The organism is Pseudomonas sp. zfem001 (assembly GCF_032621725.1).
Classification (GTDB): Bacteria; Pseudomonadota; Gammaproteobacteria; order Pseudomonadales; family Pseudomonadaceae; genus Aquipseudomonas; species Aquipseudomonas sediminis.
This window is the reverse complement of record NZ_JAVYJI010000007.1, coordinates 12,475-37,818: the sequence shown is the minus strand read 5'-3', so window position 1 is coordinate 37,818 and position 25,344 is coordinate 12,475. Positions and strand designations below refer to the sequence as shown.

The 25,344-nt window shown below is 52.7% G+C and carries 16 protein-coding genes; 9 read left to right on the top strand and 7 right to left on the bottom strand.

Going from position 1 to position 25,344, the window contains the following annotated elements; genetic code table 11:
• Nucleotides 1-7: 7 nt before the first annotated feature.
• Nucleotides 8-310: a hypothetical protein gene (locus tag RTH74_RS20625; RefSeq protein WP_316915898.1), complete on the bottom strand. Its 303-nt coding sequence runs from the start codon at nt 308-310 to the stop codon at nt 8-10.
• Between the two features lie 79 nt (nt 311-389).
• Here RTH74_RS20625 and RTH74_RS20620 point away from each other — a divergent pair, with 79 nt between their 5' ends.
• The 6 genes from RTH74_RS20620 (at nt 390) to RTH74_RS20595 (ending at nt 17,407) form a co-directional block, all read left to right on the top strand.
• Nucleotides 390-584, top strand: a complete 195-nt coding sequence (locus tag RTH74_RS20620) for an AlpA family transcriptional regulator (protein WP_316915897.1) — start codon at nt 390-392, stop codon at nt 582-584.
• A gap of 178 nt (nt 585-762) precedes the next feature.
• Nucleotides 763-5,817: an AAA domain-containing protein gene (locus RTH74_RS20615; RefSeq protein ID WP_316915896.1), complete on the top strand. Its 5,055-nt coding sequence runs from the start codon at nt 763-765 to the stop codon at nt 5,815-5,817.
• A complete protein-coding gene (locus RTH74_RS20610; RefSeq protein WP_316915895.1) occupies nt 5,817-7,253 on the top strand; it encodes a hypothetical protein in 1,437 nt (478 codons plus the stop codon). Before RTH74_RS20615 ends, RTH74_RS20610 begins: the two co-directional genes overlap by 1 nt.
• Before the next feature lie 115 nt (nt 7,254-7,368).
• The gene (locus tag RTH74_RS20605) at nt 7,369-12,498 is read left to right on the top strand and encodes a RecQ family ATP-dependent DNA helicase (protein WP_316915894.1); all 5,130 of its coding nucleotides are present in this window, start codon (nt 7,369-7,371) and stop codon (nt 12,496-12,498) included.
• Between the two features lie 40 nt (nt 12,499-12,538).
• Nucleotides 12,539-15,874 carry a DEAD/DEAH box helicase family protein gene (locus RTH74_RS20600; protein ID WP_316915893.1) on the top strand — a complete coding sequence of 1,112 codons (3,336 nt, stop codon included), beginning with the start codon at nt 12,539-12,541 and terminating at the stop codon, nt 15,872-15,874.
• Nucleotides 15,875-16,399: 525 nt separating this feature from the next.
• Entirely contained in the window at nt 16,400-17,407 is a 1,008-nt protein-coding gene (locus tag RTH74_RS20595; RefSeq protein WP_316915892.1) for a hypothetical protein, read from the top strand.
• Nucleotides 17,408-17,555: 148 nt separating this feature from the next.
• On the opposite strand, the gene RTH74_RS20590 is transcribed toward RTH74_RS20595, so the two are convergent.
• Nucleotides 17,556-18,869: a hypothetical protein gene (locus tag RTH74_RS20590; RefSeq protein WP_316915891.1), complete on the bottom strand. Its 1,314-nt coding sequence runs from the start codon at nt 18,867-18,869 to the stop codon at nt 17,556-17,558.
• 107 nt (nt 18,870-18,976) lie between these two features.
• On the opposite strand from RTH74_RS20590, the gene RTH74_RS20585 reads away from it, so the two are divergent.
• Entirely contained in the window at nt 18,977-19,222 is a 246-nt protein-coding gene (locus tag RTH74_RS20585) for a helix-turn-helix transcriptional regulator (RefSeq protein WP_316915890.1), read from the top strand.
• A gap of 28 nt (nt 19,223-19,250) precedes the next feature.
• Here RTH74_RS20585 and radC read toward each other — a convergent pair whose 3' ends face one another.
• The 5 genes from radC to RTH74_RS20560 form a co-directional block, all read right to left on the bottom strand.
• The gene (gene radC, locus RTH74_RS20580; RefSeq protein WP_316915889.1) at nt 19,251-19,748 is read right to left on the bottom strand and encodes a RadC family protein; all 498 of its coding nucleotides are present in this window, start codon (nt 19,746-19,748) and stop codon (nt 19,251-19,253) included.
• Nucleotides 19,749-19,789: 41 nt separating this feature from the next.
• Complete coding sequence (locus RTH74_RS20575) at nt 19,790-20,686, bottom strand: hypothetical protein (RefSeq protein WP_316915888.1); 897 nt, start codon at nt 20,684-20,686, stop codon at nt 19,790-19,792.
• Between the two features lie 88 nt (nt 20,687-20,774).
• The gene (locus tag RTH74_RS20570; protein ID WP_316915887.1) at nt 20,775-21,779 is read right to left on the bottom strand and encodes a lambda-exonuclease family protein; all 1,005 of its coding nucleotides are present in this window, start codon (nt 21,777-21,779) and stop codon (nt 20,775-20,777) included.
• Between the two features lie 78 nt (nt 21,780-21,857).
• Complete coding sequence (locus tag RTH74_RS20565) at nt 21,858-22,826, bottom strand: DUF932 domain-containing protein (RefSeq protein ID WP_074916707.1); 969 nt, start codon at nt 22,824-22,826, stop codon at nt 21,858-21,860.
• A 92-nt stretch (nt 22,827-22,918) separates the two neighbouring features.
• Nucleotides 22,919-23,245 carry a hypothetical protein gene (locus RTH74_RS20560; RefSeq protein WP_074916709.1) on the bottom strand — a complete coding sequence of 109 codons (327 nt, stop codon included), beginning with the start codon at nt 23,243-23,245 and terminating at the stop codon, nt 22,919-22,921.
• Between the two features lie 304 nt (nt 23,246-23,549).
• On the opposite strand from RTH74_RS20560, the gene RTH74_RS20555 reads away from it, so the two are divergent.
• The gene (locus RTH74_RS20555) at nt 23,550-23,837 is read left to right on the top strand and encodes an AlpA family transcriptional regulator (protein ID WP_316915886.1); all 288 of its coding nucleotides are present in this window, start codon (nt 23,550-23,552) and stop codon (nt 23,835-23,837) included.
• Nucleotides 23,838-23,880: 43 nt separating this feature from the next.
• Entirely contained in the window at nt 23,881-25,299 is a 1,419-nt protein-coding gene (locus RTH74_RS20550; protein WP_316915885.1) for a YfjI family protein, read from the top strand.
• Nucleotides 25,300-25,344 lie beyond the last annotated feature (45 nt).

Below are 25,344 nucleotides of genomic sequence, written 5' to 3'. Positions count from 1 at the left end.
TTTCTGACTACAGCCAGTGCCCCGGCACTTCGATCCCGTAGTTTCTCGCCACTGTCTGCAGCGTGGCGATGATCTCAGCATGCCTTGCCTGATCGACGGGCTGCCAGCTCGCACGGCGCTCCAGCAGGCCCTTTAGCTCGCCGAGGTCATACATGCCCAGGCGGTGGAAATTGCCCCAGCTGGGGATGCCAAACAGGTTGTAGATGACCACGGTAGCGTCGCGCTCGCTGGCCAGGCGCTTGTCGCCGGTCAGCTTCTCAGCAGCCTCTTCGGCTTCGTCGCGGTCGTCGTAGGTGTTGAGGAGTTTCATTCTCTATCGCTTGATTCTGGAGTACGTAACATACAAGCAGAGATTTTCACCTGCTTTGTGGCTTGTGTGGAGGGGTATCATGAAAATATTACGGTTAAGCGCGGTTATTGAGTCGACCGGGCTCGCTAGATCCACAATTTACAAATTTGTTGGAACGGGCGACTTTCCGAAGCCTGTACCATTGGTAGGGCGGAGCGTTGGTTGGCTTGAGAGTGAGATCCAGGAGTGGATTAAGGGCAGGCTTGTAGCGCGAGATATTAACCCTCGCCGATAACGTGATGCCGGCGAGTTTGATTACAATTCGCCGTTATCTTTCAACTTGTCGGCGATCCTGAAATAGATTGTCTTACCTTCGAGCTGAGCCCCGTCTGTTTATATCCTTGAGCTGCGCTCGAAACAGAAGTTTTGCTCCGCCTAGATGAGCTGCGGTGGGGCAGTTATGGAGATTAGAAATGGAAGTACGTTACTGGGAAGGAGGCCTGCTGCGGCATGAGGTCGAAGCTATCGAGAGCATGCGTAAGGCCTTCAAGGATGTGTCTCAACCTGAAAAATCAGATGCAGCCTCGCCAACGGCTGGTAAGTCTCTAGCTCAGCAGCTCAGTAATCTGTCTCTGAAAGGCAAGGGGGCAGATCAACCTTCTGGTATGTGGCCTTGGAAGGGGTATGCAGGGTTCCGTTTTGCAGACTCGCGCGGTAAAGAAGGCGAGTTCGATCTTGTCATTGTAACCCATAAGAACGTCATCATAGTCGAGCTGAAGCATTGGAATGGTGTTATCACCAGTCATGGTGGCAAGTGGTACCAGAATGGTGATGAGCGTGATCGCTCACCAATATCGGTTACTCAGAATAAAGTCTTTCTACTAAAGAAAAAGCTCAATGCAGTTAGGCAGCAACTCCCTAAGGGCATTGTGCCAAATATCAAATTTTGCGTGGTCTTGAGCGGTAAGTGTACGTTTGATCAGCTACCCGACAATGAGCGCGAGCATGTAATGCATCTCGATGACTTCTTGAAGCTGGCCAACGAGCGTCAATTTAATAATAGGTTTCGCCCGCATCCCGAGGCGGCAGGTCTGAATCAGTATTTTGATGTGTTTGATCAGCTGCTCAATCAGGGAAGTGTCAAACCGAAGGAACTCATGGTTGATGGGTTCCGAGCGCAGGGGGAGCCGATTTTCAAGCATCCCGGCGAGGTTTATGTTGAGTATGAGGCTGCAAACGAGAATAACAAGGCCGATCGTGCTCTTTTACGTTTGTGGGACTTCAATAAGCTCGATGATGTAGATGCCAAAACCCCAGAGGGGCGCTTCAAGATTCTTTCCAGGGAGCGGGATGTTCTGGTTTATCTGGGACAGCGGGATCATGAGTTGGCAAAACGTTGTCTGCGTCCTATCAGAAACCCCTCCGTGCAGTCCGTTACTCAAGAATTTTCTGAGCTGTGCGAGCTTCCGGCAAGTCACTACCGGCTCAACGAATTCATCAATCGATATGCGCAGAACTATGAGGAGAGTGAGCGGGTAAAGTTGGCCAAGATCTTGGTCGCGCAGTTCGCTACCATGCACGGATTTAAGGTCGCTCACCGTGATTTGGGCGACCATAGCGTATGGTTCTCGCCATCCAGCGCCATTGCTTTGTCCAACTTCATTGCAGCCTATCATCAGCCAGCAGGTACGGTTGGCCCACGTCGTGATCAACTGAGTATTGGCTCTATTGCTCTTCCAGAAGATCGTACTGATGAAGGGCACGGCGGTACGCCTTTCCACCGCGACGTTTTCGCGCTTGGACTCCTTTGCTGGCACTTGGCTCAAGCCAAGTCTTTACCTCTCAAGCTGAATGCCGATTACATCGATAGCGTTCGGGATGACATCTTGGATTCGGATACATGGTACTCAGGCGTTCTCGCCAAGGCGGTGGAGCACAATCCAAGCTCTCGCTACGCCAACGCCGGTGAGTTGCTGGACGAGTTGAACCAGGTAACGCCAGAAGATACAGCGCAGTTTGCTTTCGATCAGTCACAACTTGAACGTTTTTCCGCTTCAAGCGCTAGAATTTACAAAATTTACCCGGTGGATGAGGAAATCATTGATACCCCTGAGAAAGAGGTCTATCGGTCGGGTGATTGCATTGTAAAACTATGGCCTACGATCCATGCAGATGCTCCGCAGGCAGGGCAAGGTCCGTTGTTGCTCAGCTTTTTTGAAAAAATAGAATTGCTGAATAAAAGTGGCTATAAATTTTTGCCTAGGATTGATCAGTTTGGGTATGACAAGAGCGGTACTCCTTTTTTAGTTCAACAATTTATCGATGGCCAACACTGGAGCGAATTATCACAGCTGAGCTCGCGACGAGCCGAAGAGCTGATTCGTAATTTTATTTCTGCAGTTGAGTGTCTGCATGAGCAGCAGTTGACTCACGGAGATCTCCATCCTGGAAATATCAAAGTCGTAGTGCCAGTTGATGACGGGCAGTCCGTACAGCTTTACCTGCTAGATCTTCCGGATCTTACAGTTTCAGGAAGCGAACCTTTCAATAATCGATATAGCCCTCTAGCCGAAAGCTGCACACCTTTCGAGCGTGATAACTTTGCTGTCATGCGTATGGCTGTAGAGTTGCTCGGAATGGACTGGGATCAGCCAGATGAACATGATCTGCCTGAGCTGCGTAAGGCAATTAATGAGGAATTACAGAGCGATTCAGGCTTCGTTGCGCTAGACCGATTTAGTGATGCTCTTAATCGTGAATTTCGTCCGAAGCAAGCTAGAACAGTTATTACAGTCACCGTGCGCGGAAATGACTCTCTAGATTTCGCAATTTATCCTGACAATGGACGCCTTTTTGTCAGCATCAAGCCAGATGTAAAGGATGCCCATCAGGCTGTCGTTACGTTCAGCGGTGTGGGCGGAAGCTTTTCAGCTGCATATGAGAAGTCCTCGAAAGCCTTTGTGAGGGGATTCAAGCCTAGTCAGCAGGAGGCTGTTCCGCACTGGGTTGAGCGTAATGCAGATTTTGAAATTGATGTCGAAATTAATGTTGTTGTTGCAAATATTAGTAACCTCAAAGAGCTGTCAGACTTTATGGGGAATAATCTGGCGTTCGACGAGCTTGTTGCCAGTATTATGGATGCTGCCTGTGCTTCCTCAGTAAACCAGGAGGCCGGAGGTGCGCATAACTCCACCGATTTGGCTGCTGACAATGATATCAATGAAGAGCATGTCCCGGAGATAAAAACGAGGTCTATTCAGACAAGTAAAGTCTGGAAGGCTATTATGGATACAGAAGTCGAGGGGCTGCCAACGCTAGAGGTGTCGGGTGAGCCTGTCTTTAATAAAGAAAAAACTGGGCTCATGATTCCATATACAGCCAGTGGTGAGGTTTTAGAGTCGTTCGAGACTGATGATAAAATTAATCTCATCAAGAAGGATGGTGAAAAGCAAATCAATCTTGGTGAGATAGATCTTCGTAAGAGTACAAAGTCTGCTCTGTGTTTGGTGTACTCAGGAAAAACCAGAGCTGTTATTAAAGCTGATGATGTGCTCTATCTTCAAAGCAATAAGAACAGGTCCTCGTTGACCCGTCGAAAGCGCGCGATAGAGCGTATATTAGGTCGTCAATCAGTTGTAACAGGGCTGGTTGACTATTTTGACGAAGGCTGCAGTATAGTTCCTGAGCGATTTTCTGTGCCGCCAACTGAGGAAGGTTTCGCAGTCTACCAGCGAGAAACTTCAAGCGGGCAGACTATTGGCCTCAACGATGCACAGAAGGATGCTTTTTCAAAGTTGATAACAAATGGGCCAGTGGGTTTTTTGCAGGGGCCACCCGGTACCGGTAAGACTGAGTTTATTGCCGCATTCTGCCACTACCTGATAAGTGAAGAGGGTGCTAGGAATATCCTTCTTGTTAGCCAGTCGCATGAGGCTGTAAATACTGCGGCAGAGCGCATTCGTGCCCACTGCCGCAGATTGAATACCGATCTCGATGTTGTGCGTTTCAGCAACCGCGAACAGGTAGTCTCAGATGAGTTGCAGGATGTCTATTCCAAGTCGATTGTCACCCAGCAACAATCGAGCTTTAGCGCTGAACTAAAAAGGCGTTTGTCTCTGATGGCTCCCTCGCTTGGGGTTAGCGCCGGGTTTATCGCGAGCCTGGTTGAGCTTGAGTCGAGGATTCATGGACTGGTCAAAAGCATTGAGCGCCTGGATAAGGATCTGCAAGATGCTGGTGAGGGCACTCTCGAGTCTAAGCAATTGACCGCAAGCCTGAGTCGAATGCAAGAGGATCTGCTTGAGGCGCTTGCCAATGACTATGGTATCTCTGCAGCCCCAGAGTCTACTGCTCGGAATATGCTTGAGCAGGCCTATGCCAGTGTTACCGCCAGCCACGGTGTCAGGCCGCATGAATTTAAGCGTTGCATGGATCTGATCAAGCTGTCTGAGGAGTTGCTGCAACGTATTGCCACTGATGGCGCTAATTACGATGAGTTTCTGATGCGCGCCAGAACACTGGTCTGCGGTACCTGTGTAGGCGTCGGTCTACCGCATTTGAAACTTGCTGAAAACCGGTTTGACTGGGTCATTATCGATGAGGCTGCACGTTCTTCACCTAGCGAGCTGGCGATTGCCATGCAGGTGGGAAGCCGAATTCTGTTGGTAGGGGATCATCGGCAGCTTCCTCCAACCTATGCAGACGAGCATCTCAAGGCCATCGCCCGTGATTTGGGACTGCATAGTCAGTCAGACGAGTTTCGGCGGATCATGCGGAGCGATTTCGAGCGCGCTTTTGAGTCTGCTTATGGCCGAGGTGTCAGTGCCACACTTAAGGTTCAGTACCGTATGCAACCACCGATCGGAGATCTGGTTTCGGAGGTTTTCTACGGTGGTGAACTAATGACTGGTGCGCGGCCTGTGCCGGAATGCTTTTCGAATGCTCCAGATGTTATCGGTTCAATTGTAACTTGGTTGGATACGGGCGTTCTCGGGAAACAAGCTAATCACTCGGAGCAGCAAGGTAGTACCAGCTTGGTAAACCATGCTGAGGCAAACTCCATTATTAAGATGCTCAAAGATATTGAAAGTGACATGGAATTCAGCTCGGCATTAGTTGAGGAAATGACGGAAACCATGGAGCCTCCTATTGGGATCATCTGCATGTATTCTGAGCAGAAGAAGTTGGTTCGTAAAAAGTTTGCCGAGAAAACATGGTCGGAAGATTTCAAGAAATTGGTCAAGATTGACACTGTTGATAGTTACCAAGGAAAAGAAAACCGCATTGTCATTGTTTCTCTGACGCGATCCTCTGCAGACCTTTCTCCAGGCTTCTTGCGGTTGCCGAATCGAATAAATGTGGCAATGTCCCGAGCCATGGATCGTTTGGTTATTGTCGGTGACATGAGTATGTGGGCAGGGCGGAACGCGGATCTGTCGTTGGGTAAAGTTGCCACTTATATTCAAGAGCGTCAGGATGGTGAGCGCTACAGGATTACGTCGGTAGTAAATGCAAAAGGAGCTGCATGATGGCTGGTGAAGCTTTGGTTTTGTTTGAAGTTGATATCTGTGTGCCAGCGCAGCAGTTCAGAATTGAGTATTCTCTGATTGAGAAGGGGGGGCTTCCATTCGTTTCTGAGTTCTTGCTGCGTTTGTTGAAAGTCTCCCCTTTGATGTCGGCTGATATAGCTAGATACTTCGGTTTCACTTCGAAAGAGTTGAGTGCGGCACTGACACCCTTTTTCCAGAAGGGAGAGGTTTCTGTCCAGCCAGATGGGCGGATTAGTCTTTCAGAAAAAGGACTTCGACTCTTCTCAGGAAATGAAGACTCTCCCAGTGTCAGGTCTAGGCAGGACTATCGGCGATCATTCACTTTTGACTTGCTAACGTTCTCCTATCTTGGGGGGAAGATTCCATCGGCAAGTACAAGGCGAGCAGTTCTTCTAGATGCCGGTGTTGAAGTTAGGGCTGTTTCACAGCAAAGGGCGGTCGGTGCATTTCAGAATAATTTGCATGAGATATTTCGTCGCGGGGATTTGACAGGGAAGGATCAGCAAGACTCTGTTCCGGAGTTGTACAAAATAAGCGACGTGAGGAAAAGCTCAGACGTGTGCTTTCTTGTTGAGGAGACGTTGTGCCTTGATGTTGATAGTCTCGATTTGAGTTTCGAGGTGAAAAAGGGAATAGCCGAGGAGGAGGAATATATTGGTCGTCGTGCATCTATGCTGCATAGCCTAAATGGACGCGAAAATTTCGATGATGTTGTTCGACTGGCAGATAGGTTAGGCGATTCAGAAACGATTGATGCTCTTTCGAGTGGAGTGATGGATTTCAGAGGAGTTGCTCAACGTGCTTTGTCGTTTGGCTTAGATGATCGCCGTGGTGACGTAAGAATTTATGGATCCCTACAGCTGAATAGAAATTGGGATCAGGTGTGTTCGTTATTGAAAAAGCACCATGAGAAAATTTCTGATTCTGAGCGTGAAGTTGCTACCAGACTTACCTGGCTCGCTCCGTGCTCCCATGGATTGTGGGGTAAAAGCTCTCGCCATGGTCAAGCTTTAAGTAAGTTCGTTGAGTATGCGGGTTTAAAAAGCAAACGAAATGACCGGCATGCTTTTGAGGCAGAGATTCTGATTCCCCTGTCGTCTAGCAAGGATTGGCAGTCGAAAAAGGCTGCAAATAACGATTGCGCAGAAGCGAAAGAGTATTTGCACGGTTTTGTCGAGTCTGAAACCTTGGCGCCTCTAGAGGTCTTTATGCTGAGCGGCTGTTTTGCAGTTGTTATCTATCATCTTGTGGTGCCTGACCGTTACCCTGTACCAATTCCGTTTGGATTTATTACTGAAGACCCAGCTCGCGTGAGGAGTATTGAGGGGCTAGTTAGGTCTGTTCTTGATGAGTACAGCTTTGAGAATAAGCCAAGGTACTTGGGCGGCTTGGCAGATCTGGGCAGGAATTTGTAGTGGTGTTGATGGTCCGCTCTTTGCTGTCAGTGACTGCCGCGCTTTGTGAACGCCGTGCCATGCTTTTGTTGTAAAGTGCAACCAAGCATTTGCAGTAGCAGGGATCGCGTAAGGGATGTCATCAGTTCCCCAACCCAAGAGCTTGGTCATCGATCTGGAGGTCGCTCCCGGAAAGGAGGGGTATCCAGATCGTATCTTTAAGGTCGGGGCAGCGCGGCCTGACCTCGGTGTCGAGCTTGATCGTAAGGTCTCGAAAAATCTCCCCGAGATTCTTGCTGAAGTCGATGCGCTGTCCGATGGTGCTGGCTTTCTTCTGGGGCATAACGTCATCGAACATGACTTGCCCATCCTCAAGCAGCAGGCACCTGCGCTTGCTCTACATTCTCTGCCAGTCATCGATACCTTAAGACTATCCCCCCTGGCCTTTCCGCAGAACCCGTATCACCGGCTGGTCAAGGATTACAAACTCATCCGGGACAGCCTCAACTCGCCGCTTGCAGACTGTCGTTCAACGCTGATTCTGTTTAGAGATCAGCGGGATGCATTTGCGCAGTTAAATGAGACCAATCGTGCTGAGCTGCTCTGCTATCAGGCATTGCTTGCCCCAAGCATAAAAAGCGATCTGGGATCATTCTTCGCTTCGCTAACTGGGCAGACTGCAGTTCCGATTTCGGATCTGCAGCGGCTCATTCCGAGTCTGTTGGCGGAAACCGATCCATCATTGGATCGTGATCTGAAGGTATGTAGAGCTCGACTGGAAGCTCTCCTGGCTGAGGACCTTGAGCAGACGGATTTGCATCTGCCCTTGGCCTATGCCCTTGCGTGGTTGAGAGTGTCGGGGGGCAACTCTGTCCTTGCGCCTTGGGTGCGGCATCAGTTCTCTGCTGTTGGGCGATTGATTACTGAGCTCCGGGATGTTCCCTGCGGCCGTTCAGACTGCCGCTACTGCTGCACGACCCACGATCCGCGCCATGAGCTGAAGCGCTACTTCGGCTTTGCTGATTTCCGCTACGAACGCCCCGGCCAAAGCCTGCAACACGATGTGGTTCTCGCAGGCATGCAGGGCAGACATGTTCTCGCGATCCTGGCAACCGGTGGTGGTAAATCGCTGTGTTACCAACTGCCGGCGCTGAATCGTTTTCATCGCAACGGCAGCCTGACCATCATCATTTCGCCTCTGCAGTCGCTGATGAAGGATCAGGTTGACGGGCTTCTTGAGCGAAATGTGCAGTGTGCTGCGACGCTCAATGGCCTGCTGACCATGCCTGAGCGTGCGGATGTGCTGGAGAAGGTCCAGATGGGCGATGTCGGCATTCTGCTGGTATCTCCTGAGCAGTTCCGCAACAAGGCTTTCCGGCGTGCGATACGCCAGCGCCAGATCGGCGCTTGGATTTTCGATGAGGCCCACTGCTTGTCGAAGTGGGGCAACGATTTCCGTCCAGATTACATGTACGCCTCGCGCTTCATTCGCGAGCACACAGGCAATCAACCCCTGGCCCCCATTGGCTGCTTCACTGCAACGGCTAAGCCGGATGTGTTGGCTGATATCCGGGCGCATTTTAAGGAAGGTCTCGGGATTGAGTTTGATCAGTTCCTGGGGACTCATGAGCGGACGAATCTTAGCTTTGAAGTGCTGCCCTGCAGTCGTGGCGAGAAATGGCCAAGAACCCATCAATTGCTTGAGGATCACCTCGGCGGCCAGGACGGTGGTGCGGTCGTTTTCGTTGCAAGTCGCAAGGGCGCTGAAGAGCTTTCAGAGTTTCTAGTCGGGCAGGGATGGGCGTGCCGGCATTTCCACGCGGGGATTGAACCCAATGACAAGAAGGATATCCAGGACGACTTCAAGGCTGGGCGGCTCCGCATCATCGTCGCCACCAATGCCTTTGGCATGGGCGTCGACAAGTCCGATATCCGCCTGGTAGTTCACGCAGACATTCCTGGTTCGCTGGAGAACTACCTTCAAGAGGCCGGCAGGGCAGGGCGTGACCAGGATGCAGCACGCTGTGTGCTGCTATATGACTCGCAGGACATTGAGACCCAATTTGGATTGTGCGAGCGCTCCAAGCTCAGCCTCCGTGACATCCAACAAATTCTCCGCAAGCTGCGTTTCGAGTATGCCAGGCGTAAGGGCGGCGAGCTGGTCATCACCGCCGGCGAGATTCTCATGGATGAGACCGTCGAGACCTCGTTCGACGCTGACGACAGTGATGCTGAAACCAAAGTGGTAACCGCGGTTGCCTGGCTGGAGCGGGGGCAATACCTCAAGCGAGAGGAAAACAGTACACAGATTTTTCCGGCGCGCCTGAGTCTGAGCGAAGCGGACGCCGAGCAGCGTTTGCTCAAGGCCAATCTGTCGGAGCGGCGCCGTGAAGAGTTCGGCGCAATTCTGAAATACCTCTACCAGGCCGACGCCGATGAGCGGGTGAATACGGACAATCTGATGTCGCTCACCAGCCTGACTTCTGAGGAAGTTGTTAGCACCCTCAAGCAGATGGAGGAGCTGGGCCTACTCGTCAACGACACCCAACTGACCGTATTGCTACGTCACGGCGTGGTGGACACCTCCATTCAGCGCCTGGAGCAGACCCTGGCATTAGAGGGAACGCTATTCGAGGTACTCAGCGAGCTGGCGCCAGATGCTGAGGATGGTAGTTGGCAGGATCTCAATCTCGTGGCACTGACGGCGGGGCTCAAAGCCAGACTAGAGCACGACGATGTCATCCCATTGCAAGTGCTTCGCCTGCTACGCAGCCTCTCTCAAGATCGTGAAAGCAACAGCCAGCCACGCAGCAGTTTTGAGCTAAAGCAGGTCAATCACGACTACATCAAGCTGAAAGTTCAAGGTAAGTACAGCTGGTCGCAGATTGAACGTTTTGGTGAAAAGCGCCGAGTCATTGCCAGCAAGCTGCTTCAATTCTTGATCGGAAAGCTGGCTCCGGCCTCCAAGGGCAAAGATCTGATGGTGCAGTCCACCTTCGGTGAGTTAGTGGGTGTGATCGAGTCGGATCTGGAGCTCTCACAGGTCATCCCCCCCAACCAGCGTCAGCGAGCAATTGAGCATGTGCTGTTGTACCTGCACAAGCAGGAGGTGCTGACGCTCAACCACGGGATGACTGTGATGCGTCGAGCAATGACCATTGAGGTAAACGCAGACAAGAAGGGCAGCTACCTCAAAGACGATTACCTGCGTCTCGATGAGCATTACAGCGAAAAGCGTATCCAGGTCCATGTGATGCGTGAGTATGCCGAGGTCGCGCTCGGCGCTATGGCGAGTGCGCTGGAGCTGGTGCTGCACTATTTCACGGACTCAAAAGATGCCTTTTTGCATCGCTATTTCTCTGGCCGCGAAGAGGTGCTTAAGCATGCCACCAGTGAAGAGTCCTGGAGATCCATCGTTGAGGATCTGAGCACTCAACAGCGACTCATTGTGGTCGATGACGACGACGTTAATCGCTTGGTGTTGGCAGGGCCAGGGTCTGGCAAAACTCGCGTAATCGTTCACCGTATTGCGTACCTGCTGCGTGTTCGACGGGTTCCTGCCAATGCAATTGTGGCGTTGACCTTCAATCGGCATGCGGCCAATGAAATACGAAGGCGCCTCTTGAGCCTGGTCGGAGCTGATGCCTACGGCGTCAGCGTCATGACTTACCACAGCATGGCCATGCGGCTGACCGGCACTCGTTTTGAGCGTAGGGATGTTGTCGACGAGGGGGCTCTTAAACAGGTTCTGGGGGACGCTGTTGAGCTTTTGGAGGGCAAGGGAACAGCCGATGGAGAGGACGACCTGCGAGAGCAGTTGTTGCGTGGCTACCGCTACATCCTGGTTGATGAATACCAAGACATCGATGCTCTGCAATACCGTTTGGTGAGTGCGCTTGCTGGTAGGCAGTCCAGTGAGGAAGGGCGTTTGTGCATTCTGGCGGTAGGCGATGATGATCAGAACATCTACGCCTGGCGCGATACTAACAACCGCTACATCGAGCGCTTTCGCGAGGATTACTCTGCCGCTACCAGTTACCTCGTCGAGAACTATCGTTCGACTCAGAGCATCATTGCGGCTGCAAATCACCTGGTTGGTAACAACCCCGGGCGCTTGAAAGCGTCCTATCCGATCCGAATCAACCGCGAGCGCCAGTCAGATCCTCTCGGGGGACAGTGGCAGGCGCTTGATCCAGGTCGCTCTGGACGGGTTGCACGATTGGCAATTGATCCCAGCGATAGAGCTGTTGGCAACCTTCAGGCGCAGGCTGCTATACGCGAACTCAAGCGACTGCTGGCATTGGAAGAGGGTAGCTGGAGTGGATGCGCCATTCTTGCCCGTACCCATCAGTATCTGTGGCCAGTCCAGGCGCTTTGCGAGCTTGCCGGAGTTCCGTACTTTCTGGCCTCGGATAAAGATAGTGCGCCGCCCATCACTCGGCAGCGTGATTTCGTGGCGGTTGTTGATCGACTTCGAGAAGTCAATGAGGCGCTTTCGGCTGCTATGGCGTGGCAGCAGGTGTCTGCGGGAGTGGGTGAGAGCTGGTGTAACTTTTTCCGGGAGGCTTTCACCCAATTGCAGGTCGAGCTCGGTGAGTGCCAGCTCAATAGTGCTGCAATCGTGGACTGGCTCTATGACTACGCTCGGGAGATGCGGCAGCAGACCAAGAGTGGCCTGTATCTGGGCACAGTGCATTCAGCGAAAGGCCTAGAGTTCAGGCATGCCGTTCTGCTTGATGGTGGATGGAATGTACAGACTGAGGGACTTAACGATGAGCGCCGGTTGTACTACGTGGGCATGACGCGCGCAGAGCAGACGCTGACTCTGTGTGAGTTCAGTGCAGCGAATCCTTTCAGTGGGAGTTTGTCGGCTGACATCGTGCAGCAGACCTTCACCGGCGATTACAACCCAGCTTTGGAGCGGCGTTATCTGCAGCTCAGTTTGAAGGACATTGACATTGGCTTTGCCGGACGTAGCCCTGTAACAGACCCTATCCATGAGGCACTGAGGTCCCTGGAGCCGGGGGCGACGCTGAAGCTTGAGCAGCGAGGCGAGCGTTATGTGATTCTGGACGACCAGGGGCGGGTTGTCGGGCGGACTTCTCAGTCCTTTAGGCTGGATCTTGAGGTTGAACAGTGCGAGGTTGCGGGTGTGGTAGTTCGGTTCCAAGAGGACAGCGAGGAGCAGTATCGGTCTCTGCAGAGGTGCGAGCGCTGGGAGATTGTTGTTCCAAGGCTCTGTGGCGTGCCACAGCCTGCGTTATAGGGCCAGGGATCGTGCCCTGAGTTGATTACGGAGACTGTTAATGACAGCGCATGCCCCCCTTATCTCTACTCAGGATGATCTCTTCCACGAGGAGGTATCGCTGTTGCTTCCAGAGCGCTTTGCAATCAATTGCAAGGTACTCGATAACCCCGTTCGACAACTTGAAAGTCCAGAAAAGCGTGAGCTCTGCCGGTTGCGGCCGTTCTCAGTTCGTCAAATTGCGGGCTATGAAGCGACCTTACAAACCGGCGAGATTCTGAGGATTATCAGCGCTAAGACTGCAACTCAACTCAATGCAGATTTGGTTCTACTGGTTGCTGGGGCTTCAGATCCTGCAGAAATTTCTCTGGCACTTGAGCGAGGTGAAGGCCGTTGGGTGGGCAACACCACGATCGACTTAAGCACACTCGATGCAGCTGCTCGGAAATCAAGACTCGAAGCAATTACGGCCTCTTGGGACGACGCCTTTCAACTCCGTGAAAGCCGCCCAGCTAAGGGGGACAGGCCCGCTACACCAGGGTTACGCCGCCCCCAAATTGGAGCGCTGCATGCCTCGCTCGCCCACCTCACGCGATCAGGTTCACCTGCCACTATTGTCATGCCAACAGGTACCGGCAAGACGGAAACTATGCTCGCGCTGAATGCTCACCAGCGTTTCGAGCGATTGTTGGTTGTAGTACCGAACGACGCGTTACGTGAGCAAATCGCCGGGAAGTTTGAAACCTTTGGTGTGCTCAGGCGTCAGGAGTGCCTCAGCTCAAGAGCTGACTACCCAGTAGTAATGCGCCTTTGCCACATTCCCACCGCGGTGGATGAAGTGGATCAGATCTTTGGCAGCGCCAATGTGGTGGTGACTACCATGCAGATTGCTGGTCGCGCCGACGCCCAGATCCAGGAGCGTATGGCTGATCACGCATCCGCTCTCTTCATCGATGAGGCCCACCACATTGCGGCCCCGACCTGGGCGAGATTCCGCAGCCTCTTCGTCGATCGTGAACTGCCTTTACCTATTTTCCAGTTCACTGCCACTCCGTTCCGAGAAGATGGGCGACGAGTCGATGGCGAGTTCATCTATACCTATCCGCTCAAGAAAGCGCAGGTAGAAGGCTACTTTAAGCCGATTCGCTTTGAGGCGATCTTTGGCCTGGATCAATCCGAGGCCGATGAGGCGATCGCCGAAAAGCTCGGTGAGATTCTGCAAGACGATCTCAGCCTTGGTCTAAACCACTTGGCTATGGCGCGGTGCTCCACAATTGAGCGCGCCAAGAAGCTTCATCAGCTCTATAGCCGACGGTTCCCACAACATAATCCTGTCCTGGTTCACAGCAACCAGTCCGCACGGGAAAGGCGTGCAAGCCTTGCGGCGCTGCGTCGTTTCGACAGCCGAATTATCGTGTGTGTTGACATGCTGGGAGAGGGTTTCGATTTGCCGGAGCTCAAGATCGCCGGCCTGCACGACCCGCATAAAAGCGTTGCGGTCACTATTCAGTTCGTGGGTCGGTTCACGCGACAGGATCCCAGGCTCGGCGATGCAACAGTAATCGCTAACACTGGTGTGGATGACATCGACCGCTCGTTGGCGAAGCTCTATGCGGAGGATGCCGATTGGAATACGTTGGTCGAGGCGCTGAGTTCTGCGCGGATCGAACGACAGGTGCGGCGTGCGGAAATGTTCCGGGGTTTCACGGGGGACCTTTGCGATATTCCTCTGCAGACCCTGGAGCCAAAAATGAATGCTGTCGCTTATAGGACGACATGCGAAATTTGGGATCCACTGCAAGTAGAGGACCTCTTCCCTGCCGGCGTTTATCGAGGCATGAAGCTCAATCAGCAGCGCCGAGTCGCCATATTCGTTACGCGCAATGAAGAACAGGCCGGCTGGACTACAGCTCAGCAAGCTACCAATGTCATCTGGGATCTGCACATGATGCATTGGGATGAGGACGCTGGACTCCTGTTCATTAGTAGCTCCACGAAGGGCCCTCATGACAAGCTTGCCAAGGCTATCTGTGGCGACAGCTCTCGCCGAATCGAGGGTGAAGATGTGTTTCGAAGTCTTCATGGCTTCAAAAGGCTGATCCTGCGCAACCTGGGACTCACCCATCATCAGGGTCGCGGAGTACGCTATTCCATGTACATGGGCGTTGATGTCGCTGACGGCCTCGACACCGCAAAGCAGTCGAGAATCAAGAACAACGTCTTTGCTACCGGCTTTCTTGATGGTGTACCGGCCATTCGTGGTTGCTCGGTGAAGGGTAAGTTCTGGTCGATCACTCCAGTCCGTGATCTGACCGATTGGGTGGATTGGTGCCAGGGAATCGGTCGGTTGGTGAGCGATTCCGGAATTACCACTGATGAAGTGTTCAAGAGTGCGATGCGGCCTCGCCTTATCAGCGAGAGACCTACGGCACCTCCCGTCGCAATTCACTGGCCGGAGTCGCTTATGACACAGATCGAAGAGCGTATAGAAATCAGTTTCGATGGCCAGGTTGTCCCGTTCGCCGAATGCGATATCGAGCTTATCAGTCATGAGAGGACCGGCCCGCTGCGGTTCGCCGTGACCAGCGACGCCCATGCCGCCGAGTTTGAAATCGAGTTCAACGATGGGGGAGCCCGCTATCCACAGCGAGTGGGGCCGGAGGCAACCATTAAGATTGGCAGTGCCGTGAAGACGTTATCTGAGTCGTTCGGAGACGATGCGCCTCAGATCGACTTTGGCGATGGGTCGCTTCTGATCTACAGCCATCTCTACGCGCTGCCTGACGGCGTGTCTGTTGAGCCGTACCCAACTGACAAGATTGTTGAGTGGGATTGGTCCACAACCAATATACGGGCCGAATCTCAAGGTGCAGAGAAACGCCCCGACTCTGTCCAGCGTAAGGTCATTGAATACTTGCTCTCCGATGGCAACTTATATGACCTGATTTTTGACGATGATGGGAAAGGGGAAATTGCTGACGTGGTTTCTCTGCGTGTCACTGACAGCTTAGTGCAGGTCACGCTCTACCATTGCAAGTTTTCAGGCAGCGATACCCCTGGATCTCGCCTCGGAGATCTCTACGAGGTCTGCGGGCAAGCGCAGAAATCTGCTAGGTGGCGCGATCGCCCGAATCGCATGTTTGCTCACATGCTGAAGCGAGAGAAGCGTCGTCTCGAAATGGGGAAGAGCTCTCGCTTCGAGCTGGGAACTGCAGCATCGCTCAAGAAGCTGAAGGCAAGCTGGCAAGACTATCGCTATGAGTTCGATGTTCGCATTGTACAGCCAGGGTTGTCGCGCTCTGCGGTTAACGAAGAGGGATTGCATCTGTTGGCTGGGGTTGAAACGTATTTATTAGAAACCCGTGCGATGAGGCTTCGGGTTATTGGCAGTGCATGATCTGGCATGGCATGACCTCCGCTGACCGCAATGTTTTGGAGGCTACTTGGCCTTTGCGACCATTGACTCAGACTAGCGAGTCAATTCATCGGTGCTTTGGGGAATCCAGTGGCTGAATCTAGCCAGCTGCGATTACCAGCTTGTTTGCTGTTTTAGCTTGGTGCTCTTCGGGTAGAGAGGCATAAAAAACTCAGCTAAGTCAGTGATGTTCAAGTCAAGGAAATCGCCTCAGTTTACTGGGCGATAGTCAGATGGATTTATCCAGTCTGCTGGGTGAGGGGGGCTGTATGACTGCGGGTTCTAGTTTTATACATCACACAACCAATCAACCTGATAGCTATCCACCATCCAGTCGATACGTCTATCCCTGAGAGCACCTACTCGTCATCCCTTCAGGCGATAGCCTCATGATCGCCTGAGAAGAGCTGTTGCTGTCCTACACAGCAACAGCTTATGGCTGCTCAGTGTGAGTAATTAAAAACAACCAATGCACTTGGTGTGTATCAACCACACAGGTGCATCGTCATGCTCAACCGTACTACTGCCAAACCCCTCAACCAGTCCGGGGTATCGATCCTGATCGAGAAGCTGGTGCTCGCTATTCAGAAATACGAAAGGCCCATCCATCGTCCTGAGCGGAGGCTGAAGCAATATTTCAACCACATCGAACAGATGCTCAGTCTGTTCGATGGTAACCACGATTACAGCTACAGCTCTCACCTACAGGTCTTCCGAGAGGCTGTTCAAGACGTAGGAGTCCAGTTCGGTCCATTTGGGCTGGACTCCTATGATGAAGACACAGATCGTCCCCGTGATACCGTTCAGACGCTATCAGCTCTTGCGGAACGCATCCGTGTGCTGACACGCCGGCAAAAATACCGTCGCGTGCAATACGATCAGCGCCTGCAGGCTAAGAAACTCCAGCGCGAGCTCCATGGTTATGTCGATGGGATGTTTACACGACACGCACGCTTGCTCGTGGTCAGGGTAAACCTCTACTACCGCGCTGCCGCGCAGGCCAGGCTTAGGGTTGAGCATGTCTTTCGTGATTTGGACGAGCTCATAACAGACCGTCGATACAACGCTATCTTTGATCACGAGATCGGCTACATCTGCGCCATCGAGCAGGGGAAATACCCTGGTGTCCGTCACGAGAATGGCGATGAGCGAGAGGGAAGGTATGGTCGTGGCTTTCACGCCCATGTGGCATTCTTTTTCGACGGATCGAAGGTCAGGGCAGACGTCTTCAAGGCAATACAGATAGGCGAGCTTTGGCAAGAGATCACGCGTGGCCGTGGCTGCTATGACAGCTCCAATCACAACAAGGAGGCGAAGCACGGTGACCGGCTCGGTGTAGGTATGGTCCATCGAGATGATTGGGCGAGACGTGAGCGTCTTTACACCGTTGTGGATTACCTAGCAAAAGATGATCAGCATCTGCGCTTGAAGCCTGCGGGGGCTCGTTGCCTTCGGAGGGGCATGCTGAGTCGTCCTCGCGGAGTTGAGTTGAGCCTTAGTGCATCCGCGGGTTAGCTTGCTGCAGTTAAGCTGGTTAGCTGGTAGCTCTTGAGTGAGTTCAACGTAAGTATCATCTCATCGGTGATGAGGCGCGGATTTCGCATTAAGTCGAAAGCCAAAAAATAAAGAAGCCACACCTGAAGGTGCGGCTTCTTTGAATAGTTTATTCCTCTGAAGGTAAACCACACTCGGCCCGCATCTCATTCATCATGTCGAAGCTGATCGGGAAATTTGGATTTTCTTGGTGAATGGCGTTCAGCTTTTCGTTATAGCAGGCTTCTCCCTGATTAGATGAGTTTTGCTGGTTATATGCACTTTGAGCAAGTGCTCGTCTAAGGCAGTCATCGCACCCGCTTTGCTTGAAGAAGTCAGGTGTTGCTTGTGGAGGAATTTCGGAGTCGAGCGCCCCATTTTTCCACTGGAGCTCTTTTATTTCGGAATGGCTGGAGTACATATAAAGCTCGGTGCCATTCTTGACTAGAGCTCTATGATCATTTGTCGGAACACCGTCGTATCCGTAAACGTGTTTCCCTTCACTGTCAGAGTATCTGAAGCTGCCTTTTAATGGCTTTCCCATGTCCCATGTGACTTGATAGTACTCTTCAGGGGTGGTGTGGTATTTTTCTTCCCCGTTCTTGACCATGGGCGGTTCACTCCATGGGTCATCCCATTCGGGGTCAGTGTTTATGAGGTTCAGTCTTTCGATTACTTTGCCATCTTTCCACTCTTGAGTGAGCGATGTTTGTAATATCTTGTTTTTCCAGCTGCCTTCAAATGTTATATTTCCCAGGTGGTCGAATTTCTTCTCGCTATTTTTATGTCCATGCTCATAATTTGAAATAGACTTTATATATGGAGTTGATCCATAGCTGTCTAAAGCTATCTTCTCTCCGTGAAGCTGGCCGTCAAGGAAGTTTTCTACGAGATAAGGGCTCGTTTGTTTGCCCGACTTCTTGCCGTTTTTCCAGATAAGGTCTGTGGCAAGTTTCGAACCATCAGCTGTCCACTCCTTTTCTACTCCCTCGGGCTTGCCTTCGTGCATTTGTATCAAGCGAATAAGCTTGCCAGATTGGGGGTTGTACCTTTTTTGCTCCCCGTGTTGTCTTCCAGCAAGCCACTCGTTTTCTTCTTGGACTTTCTGCGTGCTATGGTTCCAAGTTGTTTCTTTGCCGTTTTTCTTTCCTTCGATAAAGTTAGCTTCTGCTATCTTTGTGCCATTGTTAGCGAAGCATTCCGCTTTCCCCTCAGGCTTTCCGTTTTTGAGCGGCATGTTGCATGAACCAAGCGACATTACGTCGGCTACAGTTATTGGGTAGTTCTTTACTATTCCAGTGAAGGGGGTGTTGGATTCTATTCTGTATGTCAGTCCTGATATTTCTCTTGTTTGGCTGGCATCTATTTCTTCTTGCCCGCAACCACTAATTAGTAATAAAGCAATAACTGCGGATGACGATTTTAGTAGGATTTTGTTTCTCACTAGTTAGTTCCTTCTATGGTGCCTTCATTTATTTCATGGGCAGCTTATAGAGCTTTGGGTCGTAAATGCCGTGGTCGTTTTGGCAGCATAACGAAACGATTCACGGTATGCCAAGAATCTCTGCCGCCCACGATCCCGACCAAAGCCTGCTGCGCTTGGGTGCGTCTGTGCGCACGCGTCGTTTACAACAGGCGTTATCTCAGGAGGCGCTTGCAGATGCTGCGTGTATAGATCGCTCACACATGGGCAAAATAGAGCGAGGTGAGCGGAATGTCACCTTTCTGAATATTGCGCGAATCGCTTCTGCGCTTGGATGTAAACCATCTGACTTGCTGCTGGACGCTGATCTGTAGCGTCTCGCCTAACGGCGCCTGCCATCTGTTAAAGCAAGCCCTGTTCAGCCAGCGACACGATGCCTTCTGACCCCACGATGAAGTGGTCCAACGTGGTGGTGCCAACCATGGCCAGGGCGTTTTTGAGTGTCTGCGTCAGGCGTATATCTGCCTGACTGGGCGAGGGATCGCCGGAGGGATGGTTGTGCACCAGGATCACTGCAGCGGCGTTTTGTGCGAGCACTGTTTTGATCACTTCACGCGGATAGACGCTGGCTGCGTCGAGGGTGCCGCGAAACAGCTCCTCGAAGCTGATCACGCGGTGTTTGCTGTCGAGCAGCAACACCGCGAAGATCTCGTGCGGCAGATCCTGCAGCAGCACCTGCAGGTGCTCCCTGACTTTATGCGGGTCGGTGAGTGCACGTCCTTTGCTCAGTCGGTAAGTTGCCAACTGCTGGGCCATGCGCAGGATGTCGGTTTCGGTTACGGGTGAATCAACCAGGTAACTGCCGGCGACTTCACCGGCCCTGAGCTTGTGAAATTTCATGGTGTGTCTCCGGATGGCGAGCCGGTTCGGCCCGCCTGTGGTTAGGCTGAAGGCTCGAGCTGTTGGGATTGGGCTTCGAGTTTCTCAGCGAGTGACTGGGTGTGAACGGTGCTGTCGGGTTTCGACTTGGCGGGCTGACCGTCCGGAAAGAACTCTTCAGCAATGGCGCTGCTGTCCTCGCCGTCATCCTCGAAGATCCCGTTACCCAGACCGACACGCGCGGTGGCATCCAGCGCTGCCTGATCAAAACCAGCCGCCTTACGCGCCTCATCCAACTCACGCGCAGTGAGTAACGCTTGCTCGACAGTCATACCGCTGCGCAGCGTCAGATCGACGTAGAAGATCGGCGTGCCATGGCTCTGCCGGGTGGATTTGCCACGTAGACGCAGCTCCAGCGGCAGGCATGCCAGGCGATCGCCTGATATGGCCCTGAAGTACTGCAGTCGGGCAATCAGCGTACGGATGCTGTTGAAGCCCGTGGTGCGAAACACGAAGCTGCCCAGGGCATCCTCATCGCCAATCACCACATTCATCCGCCCGTAGGGCTTGCAGGCGTTGCCCTTAGCCAGAGGACAGGCATCGGGCGACGGGCAGGGCAGCGATTGAACGCCATCCTTACCGATACGCTTGCAGGTCTCACCGTTGCCGACACAGACCGGTCGACCGTTCTGCCGATCAAACAGGGTGTAATCAGCGCGGAAATTCAGTTCAGGCTCGTTGAACAACAAGCGCACTGGGATGCTGCGCAGCTTGTCGTCTTTGCCTTGGCGCAGCTCGTCATTGAGCGGGTGCAGCAGCCAGCCGTCTTTGCCTTGTACCTGAGAGGTGATGGTGAATTGGTCGTCTTTCTCGGGCAGGCGCTTGCCGTTCTTCTCGACGACCTTGCCGATGGAGATGCGCCCGAGCACGGGCGGGGTAATTGCTAGACCTTTGAGCATGATGGCGCTCCTTGTAAGCAAAAAAGGCCAGCCAGCAGCGCGAACTGCATGGACTGGCCAAGGGGAGGGATGGAGTAGAAGAGGGTGATCAACCGATCAGAAAGCGCCGACTACCTTCTTTGAGTTTCGGATAGCGGGCCTGCAGGTAAGGCTTTTCCTGGAGCAGACGCTCGACATCGAGCACGGTGCTGTCCTTGGCTTTGCGCCAGCTCACGTAGCCGCTGGAGAACTCGGCGCGGGTGGATTCACCCATGGCTTGCTGCAGCATCTGCTTGAGCTCGGCTTCGCGCTTTTCCTTCTCAGAGATTGATTGACGCACAGCCTTCAGTTCCAGGAAGGCCGCTGCCAAGCCGGCGTTACCACTGAAGTCGACGATCTGGCCGTTGTCCTGTGGATACAGGCAACGCAGTGCAAGCTCGGCCGAGGCGCTGCCATCGGCAGGTGGCGGGGTATCCGTTTCAACGTACTGCCAGAAACGGCGCTCCAACTCGATCAGGCGAGCGATCATCTGCTCGTCCCGCTCGATGCGATGGATCTCCAGTGTTTGGCCACCGAGCAACACTGCCACATCCGCCGCCTGCTTGCCGGTGACGGCGAGCTGGTGCATCACCTGCAACTGCACATATTCGGGGACGCCTTCTTTCCAGAGGCGTGCCCCGTTTATGCCGGCTGTCTTGCATTCGAGGATCTGCACCTCGTCTGTACCAATCACCTCGCGATCAATGTTGGCCAGCATCCAGGGCAACTCCGGATTGGGATGCTGCAGCACAGCGTTGATGCGACGTACCTTGTGCTTCGTGCGTTTGCTGTAATGCCAGGCCACGATGGGCTCCAGCACGTTGCCCCAGTAAGCCGGGCTTTCTTCATCGTGCGGGTCGGTCTTCGGCAGTTTGCTGTCGCGGCCGGTTTTCTCCAGCCACAGCTCCAACTGGGATTTGTAGGGATTGAGACCGACCGCCGCCGCTGCATCCGAACTGCCGATGCCTTGTTTGCGGATCTGCAGCCAGTCCTCGCGCGGCAGCTCCTTGGTGCTGACCAGGCGCAGGGCAGGGCGTTTCTTGCTGGTGCTGCCATTCAATGACGTTGCTTTCATGGTGTTCACCTCGCGGACACAAAAACGCCCGGTCAGCGCTGAACTGACCGGGCGTTATGGAGTGGATGAAATAGAAGATCAGGCGACCATTTGCAGGGCCGCATCCAGAGCGCGTTGCTTGACCTGTGCACCTTGGCCAAACCAGGCCGAGTCGAGGCGGTACTCAGTGCTGCGAGCACGACGCTCATGGTCGACGTACTCGGTCACCGCGTTGAGCAGACCCCAGGCAGTACCGCGAGCCGACTCCAAGTCCGAGCCACGGCCGCGGCCTTCGTACAGCTCCTGTACGCGGCGCAGGGCGCGCTCGTTGGGCAACTGTTCGGGCAATTGTCCGGTCGGGCTGACCTCGCACAGCACGTTCATGAAGTAGCCCAAGGCCTCATGCCACTGCACCTTGCGCTCAGCCAGTGCGCGCATGCGGTACATGAAGTCGTCCCATTGCGAGACGGCGATGCCGAGTTGCTTCTTCACCACCTTCGAGTCGAAGCGGGTGTTATGCGGTACCTTGATCGCACGGCTGGTGCCGTCCAGGGCCACTGTCAGGGTGTTGTTGCACACCACGCGCACGGTGGTCGGTGTTGCCGTAGTCGCTAGGGTGCCGTCACAGGACGTCGCCAGAAGCAGGTAGCCGTTGACCTGATCGTGGCCCTTGATCGACGTGCCTTGTCCGGTACGCGCCAGCGCCCAGAACTTGCGACCACCTTTGAGCACGCCCGCAGTTTCCAGCTCATAGCCGGACACTTCGGTCAGATCGCGATAGAACTCCAGCACCTCGCGCGGTTGTACGGTGTGGTAGCGGTTGGAAACCACTGACAGTGGAGCTTTGGTATCGGAGCGATAGAGCACCTTCTGCTCCGGGAAGGAATGGATCGCGCCCAAGTGGCCGACAGCATCCGATTTGAAATGCACCGGCGACTCCTGGATTTGCCAGTCCATGCCGGCCTCACGCTGCCAGACCTCGATAGGTTGCTTGCGAGGCAGGTTGTTGCCCAGGCCATGCCAGGGAGTAGCGCCGACATAGGCCATTTGTTCGACTTGATGAGCCATGATGAATTTCCTTTGAGCAATAGCCGGCATAAAGCGCTGCGCATGGCGCAGCACCGGCATTTAGAGATGAATGAGAGAGAAGGGCAGCCGGATCAGACCGGCTGATTGAAGCGGTGACCGCAGCTCAGGCAGAGGTTGTGGGCCAGCACATGACGGTCGAGTTTTTCGCCAAGCTGAGCACCCATCGCACAACCACCTGCAGCACCAACCAGGCCGTTGAGAATGGCCGATGACAGGGCATTGAGGTTTACGTTGGGAGGTTTGGCTAGTGCGCTACTGGTAACAGCTGGGCCAGTGAGCAGGATGGTGCCGGCACCACGCAGCGCACCGCCCAGCATGCCGATGAAGGCAGCAATCCGCATGGCGGTGAGGTGCGTGGAGACCTGAGGAGAGCCGCAGCTCGGGCAGTGCAATGACATGGTGAAGACTCCAGGGTGGGGATGTCATTGCGGTGATGTGTGACTGAAATTTCATTCGATTGAGACCAAAGCCCGCTATTTCCGCTACGAGTAGCGGAAATAGCGGCTAGCCGTGTCTTCATGCCGGCAATCCTGAGGGGCAAGTCATTGCCGGCACCTATACGTGCGCCTGCTCGTAGTAAAAAAAAAAATTAAGCAGACGCGATGAATGCTGGAGCAGGCATTCGTAGAGTGACGACGCAAGCGAAGGCACGCGTTTTGAGAGCAGGCCGTCTGCACAGTCGCGTTGCCAGAAATCGCTCGAATGCTCTTTAAATGTTTGGAGGAAAGTATGAACCCAGAATTAGGTGTCGATTCTGAAGTGCGAATTATTAGGGTTAAAGATGTTATGAAAATGACAGGGCTATCACGCTCAACAATTTATGATCGAATAAATAGCCTATCGCCACGATACGATAAGGATTTTCCACGACCAAGAAGGTTGGGTGGTAATTCAGTGGGGTGGTTGTCATGTGAGATGCAGCAATGGGTTAGCTCAAGAGAGGTGGTTCAAGGATTAAAAAGTTGTGATCGGGGAGGTGGGGGAGAGTAGCTCTCCCACTTTAAAGTCATCAAGATTTAATGCGAGGGCAGTAATGGCTAATCAAAGTGCGCTTCCTGAGCCTGGTTGTGAATATCCTTTATTTATTCCTGCGCCAATTTTTGCGGCAGCAGTAGATGAAGTAGAAGTAAACATCAAGGCGCCCAGGTCGCTTGTGATTTCTGGGGCACTGACAGCAATATCATTAGTTTCTCAGGGGCTAATTGATGTGCTGAAGCCAAATAATCAGGTGGTGCCAGTATCTTTAATGCTGGCGACCATTGCTGATTCTGGTGATCGTAAATCTACGGCTCAGGATGCGCTGTTAAAAAGTGTGAGGTCTTTTGAAGTAGGAAGAGATGATGAATATAAGCGTGATATGGTTCGGTGGAAGGCTGGGTTGGCAATATGGGAGCAGGGGAAGAAGGAGTTACTAAAATCTATCAGTAAAGCTTATCGTGATGATTTTGATACCAGCAGTATCGAAAGTAAAATAATGGAGCATGAGAATAATAAGCCTGAAAAGCCCAGGCGGTTTCGAATGCTGTATGACGACACTACGCCGCAAGCCTTGTTTCTGGGCATGTATGAGGGGCTGCCAACCGCAGGGCTTATCTCCGATGAGGCATCAGGTATTTTGAATGGTCGTACCTTTAGGGATTTTCCGAAATTAAATACAATCTGGAGCGGCGGAGTAATTGCTGTGGATCGTACCTCTTCAGAAAGTTATCGACTTGATGAGGCGCGATTAACTGTATCGCTAATGGTGCAGGAGAAGAACTTCATTGACTATTTGTCGCGTAAAGGTGAGTTGTCGCGCGGAGCTGGACTTTGGGCTAGATTTTTAATTTGTAAGCCTGATTCGATAAGGGGGACTAGGGTTATGGAAAGCTTCAGTAGTTCTTGGCAGAGAACTACTGAGTTTAACGTAAGGGTATCCGAACTGCTGGAGCGTAATGCTCGGTTTCAGGCGCAGGCTACAAGCTGTCGAGAGAGAATTAAGTTTACCCCTGCAGCATCTGCACTGTGGATGAAAGTTTTCAACGAGATTGAGGTTGGGATGCGTGAAGGGGGGCGATTTGAAAGAATGCCCGATTTTGCCTCTAAGCTAGCTGATAATATTGCCAGGGTTGCTGCATTGCTTCACTTTTTTGAGGGTGAGGAGGGAGATATCCCAATTGAGATCCTTGAGTTTTCTGTTTCTCTATGCTGTTGGTTTGCTGATGAGTTCAAAAAGATTTTTGTTCCTCCTGTTCAAATTGAAGTTGATGCTGATGAGTTGTATCAGTGGCTCGTGACAAGAAAGCGTGTAAGGGGGCGTGAAATCGATAAAAATGACTTACTTCAATATGGTCCGAATAGAATGAGAAAAAAGGAAGTACTTTCGCCGATTTTAGATTATCTTGTATCGGCTAAAAAAATAATTATTCATGAGCGCCGTCTGGGGCGAATGGTAGTAAGACTTAATGATTGATAGTCGTGGTGGTGTCAGCTTTTGGAAGGTTAGCACCACCAAAAT